The organism is Cyanobium sp. BA20m-p-22, assembly GCF_024346275.1.
Lineage (GTDB): Bacteria > Cyanobacteriota > Cyanobacteriia > PCC-6307 > Cyanobiaceae > Cyanobium_A.
The window spans coordinates 1-7,016 of record NZ_JAGQCQ010000198.1; the positions used below are offsets into that span (position 1 = coordinate 1).

A 7,016-nucleotide genomic window follows, 5' to 3' on the forward strand; every position below is an offset into this window, starting at 1 on the left:
GCTTCTGCGGGATCCACTGCGGCGGACATGCCTGCCAACCCACCTGCCGCTTCTCGCTCCAGAGCTTGAGGGCCTCCTCGCGGCTGAGCTCCAGCCGCCGTTTGAGCAGCGGCACCGGTTGATCCGGCAACAGCTCCCCGACCGTGACTTCTAGCTGCTGACACCAACGGTCCCAGCGGGGCGGCCGGAAATGCAGCACCTGGCGGCCATCGCTGAGCCAGCCCTCTCGAGGTGAGAGCGGCGGGCGCTGCCTGTTACCGATGTGCATGGGCCTGCGGCTTAGGCCACCTCAGGCGCCCAGCCCCGCTGTCGATGCAGGTCTTCGGTCCAGCTCTGGCAACGGCTGGTGAGGTGCTCGCCGTGGGCGATCAGGCCCTGATTTAGGTGGCAGGTGAGCAGCGGTATGCACTCGGGCCCTGGGTGGTGGCGGAAGAAGTGGCACGTCATGCAGACCTGGCGGCTGCGGCTGGAGCGGAGCACCGCCTTATCAAGCCAAGGCCAGTCTTCGATCTCCTCCTTGCGGGAGGGCTCTAAGCGGGAGAGGAGGAGCGGCACCATGGTGACTGTTGCATGCGTACTCCTGTACTAGCTCGTCAGAACGATTCAGGCAAGTGCGAGTGCTCGGGGGGCAGTCGCCACTGGCCTGGCCGATTTTTCCTGTCGCCTGATTGCTGTGTAGTGCAAAGTCAGGCGGGGTTACTCCTCCCACTCCTCCAAGGCTGCCTCCAGGGCACGGTTTTGCCGTTCGGCCCGCTCGATGGCGTTGGCGGTCTGGCCGATCGCGTCCAGCAGCGGCCCTGCCACGTGGGCGAGCTCAGAGGAGTAAGCGGCGATCGCGCTCCAGAAGTTATCTTGCGCGAAAGCAGAGATCGTGGAGCTGGTGCGGCGCTTTGGTTTGTGGCTCATGGAGATGACTTTGGTGGATGGGGCTGAGGAACTGGTTCCTTGCTGTGGCTGTCGCTGTGGCTTGAGGCCCATAGGCTCGAATCGCTCACCCTGGGCGGGGTACTGCTTGGGTTGAGCGGATACGCCCGGACCGGGGGATGAGCCCCCCGGTCTTTTCATGGCGCCAACGGCTCTGGATTCGTCACGTCATCTACTGCGCCTGCTGCGCCGGTTGGCTCCGGAGCGATCAAATCAGCCGCCTGCCGCGCAGCGCTCAGCACCTGAAACAGCACCGAGGGCTTTTCGCGCAGCAGCTCAGCCCAGTGGGAGAGGTAGGCCGCATGGTTCTGAAAGTCCGATCCGATCTGCAACCGCTGGGAGACGATCACAGCCCCGAGCTCGGCCACTAGCTCTTCTCGGGCATAGACAGAACTGCCCATCGCTCCGCCCTGAGGTCGCTCCAGCCGTGAGGGGTGGCCGGTGGAGTGGATTTGCTCGTGGGCCCAGGTGGCTGCATAGGCCTCTCGATTTGAGAAGGCTTCCGGCGCCGGCATGGCGATGCGATCCGCCGCTGGGCTGTAGCAGGCAATAGCCCCACCGAACACCGTTGGCACTGGCCAAGCCTCCAGCACTGACTCGGCATGCTCGAGACGAGCAGCAGGCGTGGCAGGGGTGCCTGCCAGGTGCAGGGCTGATGCGATCGCCGCCTCAAGGGCCTGCTGGGCCTCAGGTGAGGTGCCGTTCAGATCAGCGGCGTTGAACACCGGCACGATCTTGTAGGAAACCCAGCTGGTGGTGAGCGTCTCGCCGTCGGGGGACAGCACAGCTCCACCGTTGGCATCGAGTTGCTCGCGTTGGTTGAGCTGTGGGCGCACGATTCGAACCGCGCTGCAGCCTTTGCGGGGGAACCAGCCGTTGGCTTTGCCTTGGGCGGCGCCGAGCCACAGCGGCAGGGTGTGGCCTTTCAGAAGTGCGCCGAACTCGAGCAGGAGCGGGTTGGAGCCGCGGTAGGCGTGGTCCGTGAGCAGGTTTCGGTGGGCCCCCTGGTGGCCCTGCCATTCCCGCCGCCAAGGCGCGGTGCCCTGCTCGATCAGGGCGATGAGATCCGCGACCAGCTTTTCTTCGGGTGACGGGCCCCGATCAGAGCCAGAAGCCTTGCGACTTCCGCGGCTGGTGGATGGGCGATGGGCCTTGGTCTTGGCCTTGGTGGTTGTACTCATGCCACCTCTGCAACATCGGTGCAGGGGGCGCCGAGCAACTCAATGCGATCAACCAGGACCCAGGGGTGGCCCTCTTGCATGCGGATCTCGCCGATCACGCCGATCAGCTCACCGAGCTTGATCTCGTCGTAGGCACGCTGGGCCTGATTACCCCAGAGCTCGAGATGAAACGGCTCGGAGGGCTCGCCAAAGCGACGGCGGTTGATCGTTATCGAGAAAGTGACGCGGACCGTTCCGGATTCGTAGAACACGGCCGCAGGTGTGGTCGCGGCACGACCCACCAGGGTTATTGAGGCAGTCATAAAAAAGCCGGCCTGTGGCCGGGTGAGTGGATAGATAACGAAGTGCACGGCAGCTCTCAGCCGGGCGTGGCAGCGGGAACAACGCGGAGCGTCACTCCAGAGCCAGCAATGAATCGCCGTCGCGGCAGTTGCAGGCCCAGATCCACAGCAGGCGGCGGCGGTTGGCCTGGTGATCGCAGAGATCTGCCGCCGTCCAGGCGCAATAGCCACGCAGGTGGCGCCGCATGAGCCAGGGAGGCCCGTCGAAGTCCAGGCGCTTGACCCAGAACTCAACGGCCTCATCAACGGGGCCACTTGACGAACAGTCACAGATACACGCTGGAGGCAATTCGCACTGCGCCCAAGCGTCCATGAACCAGAGGTTGCGAAACATCGTTCAGCCCTCCTGGTGGATCAGGAAGGTGAACGTCGCCACATCGCAGGCCAGGCACCAACGATCGGCGTTGTGGTATTTGCAGAAGTGCCCCTCCTCGGTGATATCCACGCAGGAGACGGACTGGCATGGGAAGGTCTCCTCCCACCAGCCATCGGCGGCAGCAATGTCGGCATCATCCAAGCTGCTGGGGTCTGCGTTGATGAAGTAGCAGGCCCAATGGGTCGGGAGCTGGAAGGTCTCGATCTCAAGAGAGCTCATGGTCAGCCCTCCGCGTAAGCCGATTCGATGCGGCTGCCGCAGTGATCACAAAGCAAATCTGGGTCTTCCCAGTTGACGGCCTGAGCCACCACGTTCCAGCCGTCATCTCCGGTGGTGGTGGCAATTGACAGGCGCTCCGCATGGCAGCAGTGCCGGCATAGTGCGGCGCCATCGTTGGTAATGGCGTAGAGGGGGTAGCCTCCGGGCCACGCAAAAGGAGCCCGGCTGAGACAATCAGCCAGGCGCAACGATCTCGATTGGGTTGTCATTATTTGGGCGAGTGGATTGAGCGGATACGAAAAGCCCCGCCACTGGGGCGAGGCGAGCCAACCCAGCGGGAATTGAACCCACAAACAGCAAAAGCCCGACCTGCAGGGACACGGGTCGGGCGATGCTGCGCCTTGCCTGCGATCACACGGCAGCGCCGGCTTAGATCACAGGTGGATTGGATTTTGGAACGGTCTTTGTCGGGTGTGTTTTCCCTTCATTTCAGTCACGTTCAGAGACTGGTAGCCGGATTTGCACTGGCTGCGACGAGTTGGCACACGGGGTGCACAGCGCGTCAGGATCGCAAGATCCAGCAGGAGGAAGACTTAGCGTCTATTGATACTGTCCTGCGCTTATATTCAACCGGAACAAAAGTCCGGAACGCTGGGGCAACTCAGTCACGGGACACCTGTAGAACCCGAGCCCATAAAGGGCCCGCACCGGCGTGATCCGTCCTCGGGGTGAACAGCCAATCAGGCCACCCCTCGTCTGCCCGCTCACCCCCTGATCCACTTGGCCGAATGAGCGCGCCACGGGGACCGCACGTCCCAGAACCCAGGCAGAAAGCCTGGCCCGCTCACTTGCACCTATCAGTTGACGGCAGCACCTTGTGGGGTGCGACCGTGTGGCCGCCGGGGAAGCGTTTCTATGATTTGGCGCGGCAAGTAAGCCGCTCAGCTGCTGTGCATAGGCAAGGCACCGTATCGGTGCTGGTAATAGTGTTAAAGGGTTTGATCAGCCCGGCTGCAGTAGCTGAGGGCCTGGCCGTAGAAGGTGAGCGACTGCCGCGCAGTCCTGCCTCATCGGTTGAAACCAACCTAAGGGGTAGATGGCGAGAACGTCAAGCGATTTGAGGAGTTTGCGCAATATCTAGGGAGCGCAGATATGGAAATGCTGAGATAGAGACGAGGGCGGAGTAGATATTCATCCTGGCAGGCGAAATGTATATAGATAGATGTTACTTCTTTGCGGTCACTTCATTGCTGTGTGAGGCAATTACAGAGTGAAATAGCCCTGGCGGGGGAGGCATGAGGGAACGGGTGCCGTCATCTGGGTCTGAGCTGCATTGCGGGTCGCTGGACCTGTGAATTCAGTCCTGGGTGTACTCAATCCCCGCTCTAAGAACCCCTCCATGCGCCGTCCCACCCCACGTCGAGACGTGAACAGGGTCAAACCCTTGCGCCAGAAAGGATCTCGCGCATGGCAGGGCTTTCTCGTGAACAGCTGCACCCTCAGGCACCCTCTATTGCCGCCATCACTTCGGCTTCTCCGACCTCCAGGTAGTGGCCAAGGCTCCCAAGACTTTTGTGGCCCGTTACCCGCTGAATCGTCGGCAGATCGACCCCGCGGCGCAGGGCGCTGGTTGCAAAGCTGCGCCGGAAGCTGTGCGTGCTGACGCCCTGCATGCCAAGCGCAGCGCAGGTCTGGCGCAGGGCCTTGTCGGCGGCTTGGCGTGACATCGGGGTGTGCGTTGAGCCCTTGGCGGGGAAGAGGGACTCGCTGCGGGCTGGCTGGTGGCCGTGCTCCTTCGTCCAGGCGTGGCGGTAGGCATCGAGCTCGGCGGCCAGCCTTGTCGCGGCAGGAACCTGTCGTGTCCTCTTGGTCTTCGTGTTGGCTCGGCGGAAGGTCACTGCCCCGTTTACATCTCCCCAGCTCAGAGCCAGGCATTCGCCGATGCGACCGGCAGTCCAGCGCTGAATAGCCCATAGCGCCCGATACCGGGGTGAAGGCGCCTCATCAAGCAGCTGATCCAGCTGTTCAGCCGTCAGCGTGGTGGCGCTGCCGTGGCGATCAACCTTGGCCATGGGTGAGGGAGGGCGGGCAGGGCCTGCCCTTCTAGTTGCTCTTTCGACAATAGAGCAACTCACCATTGGCAGCAGTCGTTCTCGGATCCAAGGCCCCAAGGCCGCGCTGGAGGCGCCTTGTTGATTCTCAGCAAGAGCTCTTATTGAGAACCGCCTTTGCTAGCTCGCTGCCGCCAGAACGGGCTCGACCACGCCCTCCGGCACGCGAAGGCCTTCGAGCTCGGTCCGGGTCCAGCCGCGGCGGGCTCGCGGCTCCTGAGGCGTCGCTGACCAATTGTTAGGGGCATGCTCCGGGCGGTGGCCCAGCTCCTCTTGCGCTAGCAGCAGGAGGTCGAAAAGCCCTGGCTCGTTTTCTTCATCGATGTCACGCAGCCAGGCGCACCGAGTGTCATATCCCGCGCCTGAACTCAGCAGCGCAATCGCAAGCTGCAGTTCGAAAGGGTGCCTCCATACCTGGCGTGGGTTACGGGTGCTCAGCTCAGTGAGCGACACCCGCTGGTCGGGGATGGAGCCTCCCAGCCAGCGCTTGCCAAAGGAGGCATTGCTATTCAGGCGCACCCACACAACGTGCTCGTGGCCACTACTGCGCAGGAGCACGGGTTGGCCTGCAAGCCATTGGCGGCATGGATCAAGCTGCTCGTATGAAACAACCGCTGGCACAGCTGCCTCGAGCCAGGCGCGGTGCGCGGTAGCCAGCTCAGGGGTCCACCAAGGGCAGGGGTTCGCCATTGGGTTCAAACCCGTAGCAGCTGACCTGCGGCGAGCAGCCAAAGCCTTGCGCAGCGTGGCCTCCCGCGAGGAGCTCTCCAGGCGGTGCAATTCCGATCTCGCTGCCGCCTTTAACAAAGTGGCCCATGAGTTTGTAGCTATCATCATCAGAAAGTGCTCCAAGAACTTCGGCGTAAGCGAAAGGACTGATGCGGGCTTTTAGCGTGGTAATTAGTTCAATAACTACGCTCTTTTTATGCTGGATTTCAGCTTTACGAACTGGCTGAATATCAAGTGCATAGATCTTTCGTTTCTGCTCTGATAGTTTAACCAAATCTGCAATACGGTCGAGCTCTTTGTGCTCAAATACCTCGGCTTCTACCAGCGCGGAGGCCCGCTGCAGGGAGGCAAATTCTTCGGCTCGCAGGGCCGCAGCTGCTTGGAGATTTTCCTGGTCAAGCTTTTTGAGATAGTGGCGCAAGTCATTACGCACTGTTTGATGACTGAAGCCGATGCGCTCTGCAATCCGGTCGATTGAAAGCCCCTCTCTACGCAACTCAATTACCTGGCGCCGCCGCTCAGCCTGCGTGAGCTTCACGGATCCATTGTGCGATGTCTGTCCCAAAAGCCATAGGGCAACTTAGGCCAGTCTGACAAGGCCGTGATAAAGTGAGCAGTCAATATGCGGGCTGCTAGTGATCTCGACCTCAAGTATGGTCACCCCTTTCCAAAGAATGCGAGGTCGCGAGCTGGAGGCAACGGGGGCTGGAGGCAAAAAAAACTCCAACCCAGCCAGGTGGTAGTGCCACCCCTACCCCTGTACATCATCGGGACATCCCCCACCTGTATCTCCTGCTTCCTAAATACCAAACTCAGTCAATAGAAGTTTTGGGTCCATTGCATCCAACCCTTTGGTAGGACTGGGTATTTGAATCCGAATTTGCCCCCACTTTGCCTCCGCTTTTCATCCAGGAGGCCTCGGCTGCGGCAGGCTTGGCATCATACGACGGGAAGTTATTGGGGACTCCCCCCGATAAAAACGCTCCGCGAGCCTTTCGCACCTTGTACCGCCGCCGAGCCCCTAGGGAACTGGAGGGAAACACAGAACGTTTGCCTCCAGATCTTTGGCCATATGCGGCCACATCAACGAGTAGCGTCGACGGTATCTCGATAGCCGAGCTCATCGAATAAACAC

11 protein-coding genes are annotated in these 7,016 nt (G+C 61.2%); all 11 read right to left on the reverse strand.

Going from position 1 to position 7,016, the window contains the following annotated elements; translation table 11 throughout:
• Positions 1–268 (reverse strand): DUF1651 domain-containing protein (locus KBZ15_RS15230; protein ID WP_255016048.1); only part of this gene is annotated, 268 nt, incomplete at its 3' end.
• A gap of 11 nt (positions 269–279) precedes the next feature.
• Complete coding sequence (locus KBZ15_RS15235) at positions 280–558, reverse strand: galactose oxidase (RefSeq protein ID WP_255016049.1); 279 nt, start codon at positions 556–558, stop codon at positions 280–282.
• A 138-nt stretch (positions 559–696) separates the two neighbouring features.
• Positions 697–906 carry a hypothetical protein gene (locus KBZ15_RS15240; protein ID WP_255016050.1) on the reverse strand — a complete coding sequence of 70 codons (210 nt, stop codon included), beginning with the start codon at positions 904–906 and terminating at the stop codon, positions 697–699.
• A 155-nt stretch (positions 907–1,061) separates the two neighbouring features.
• Positions 1,062–2,105 carry an ArdC family protein gene (locus KBZ15_RS15245; protein WP_255016051.1) on the reverse strand — a complete coding sequence of 348 codons (1,044 nt, stop codon included), beginning with the start codon at positions 2,103–2,105 and terminating at the stop codon, positions 1,062–1,064.
• A complete protein-coding gene (locus KBZ15_RS15250) occupies positions 2,102–2,407 on the reverse strand; it encodes a single-stranded DNA-binding protein (protein ID WP_255016052.1) in 306 nt (101 codons plus the stop codon). The genes KBZ15_RS15245 and KBZ15_RS15250 overlap by 4 nt, the downstream gene beginning before the upstream one ends.
• A gap of 91 nt (positions 2,408–2,498) precedes the next feature.
• On the reverse strand, positions 2,499–2,759 hold the full coding sequence (locus KBZ15_RS15255; RefSeq protein WP_255016053.1) for a hypothetical protein: 261 nt from the start codon (positions 2,757–2,759) through the stop codon (positions 2,499–2,501).
• Positions 2,760–2,783: 24 nt separating this feature from the next.
• Positions 2,784–3,041, reverse strand: coding sequence for a DUF6926 domain-containing protein (locus KBZ15_RS15260; RefSeq protein ID WP_255016054.1), 258 nt, complete (start codon positions 3,039–3,041; stop codon positions 2,784–2,786).
• Positions 3,042–3,043: 2 nt separating this feature from the next.
• On the reverse strand, positions 3,044–3,310 hold the full coding sequence (locus KBZ15_RS15265) for a hypothetical protein (RefSeq protein ID WP_255016055.1): 267 nt from the start codon (positions 3,308–3,310) through the stop codon (positions 3,044–3,046).
• 1,230 nt (positions 3,311–4,540) lie between these two features.
• Positions 4,541–5,113, reverse strand: a complete 573-nt coding sequence (locus KBZ15_RS15270) for a site-specific integrase (protein WP_255016056.1) — start codon at positions 5,111–5,113, stop codon at positions 4,541–4,543.
• 159 nt (positions 5,114–5,272) lie between these two features.
• Positions 5,273–5,710, reverse strand: coding sequence for a hypothetical protein (locus KBZ15_RS15275; protein ID WP_255016057.1), 438 nt, complete (start codon positions 5,708–5,710; stop codon positions 5,273–5,275).
• Between the two features lie 100 nt (positions 5,711–5,810).
• Positions 5,811–6,419 carry a helix-turn-helix domain-containing protein gene (locus KBZ15_RS15280; protein WP_255016058.1) on the reverse strand — a complete coding sequence of 203 codons (609 nt, stop codon included), beginning with the start codon at positions 6,417–6,419 and terminating at the stop codon, positions 5,811–5,813.
• Positions 6,420–7,016 lie beyond the last annotated feature (597 nt).

Bases quoted from the DNA above. Each gene is read 5' to 3' on its own strand.
- KBZ15_RS15235 (WP_255016049.1), bottom strand. From the start codon at position 558: ATGGTGCCGCTCCTCCTCTCCCGCTTAGAGCCCTCCCGCAAGGAGGAG.
- KBZ15_RS15240 (WP_255016050.1), bottom strand. From the start codon at position 906: ATGAGCCACAAACCAAAGCGCCGCACCAGCTCCACGATCTCTGCTTTC.
- KBZ15_RS15245 (WP_255016051.1), bottom strand. From the start codon at position 2,105: ATGAGTACAACCACCAAGGCCAAGACCAAGGCCCATCGCCCATCCACC.
- KBZ15_RS15250 (WP_255016052.1), bottom strand. From the start codon at position 2,407: ATGACTGCCTCAATAACCCTGGTGGGTCGTGCCGCGACCACACCTGCG.
- KBZ15_RS15255 (WP_255016053.1), bottom strand. From the start codon at position 2,759: ATGGACGCTTGGGCGCAGTGCGAATTGCCTCCAGCGTGTATCTGTGAC.
- KBZ15_RS15260 (WP_255016054.1), bottom strand. From the start codon at position 3,041: ATGAGCTCTCTTGAGATCGAGACCTTCCAGCTCCCGACCCATTGGGCC.
- KBZ15_RS15265 (WP_255016055.1), bottom strand. From the start codon at position 3,310: ATGACAACCCAATCGAGATCGTTGCGCCTGGCTGATTGTCTCAGCCGG.
- KBZ15_RS15270 (WP_255016056.1), bottom strand. From the start codon at position 5,113: ATGGCCAAGGTTGATCGCCACGGCAGCGCCACCACGCTGACGGCTGAA.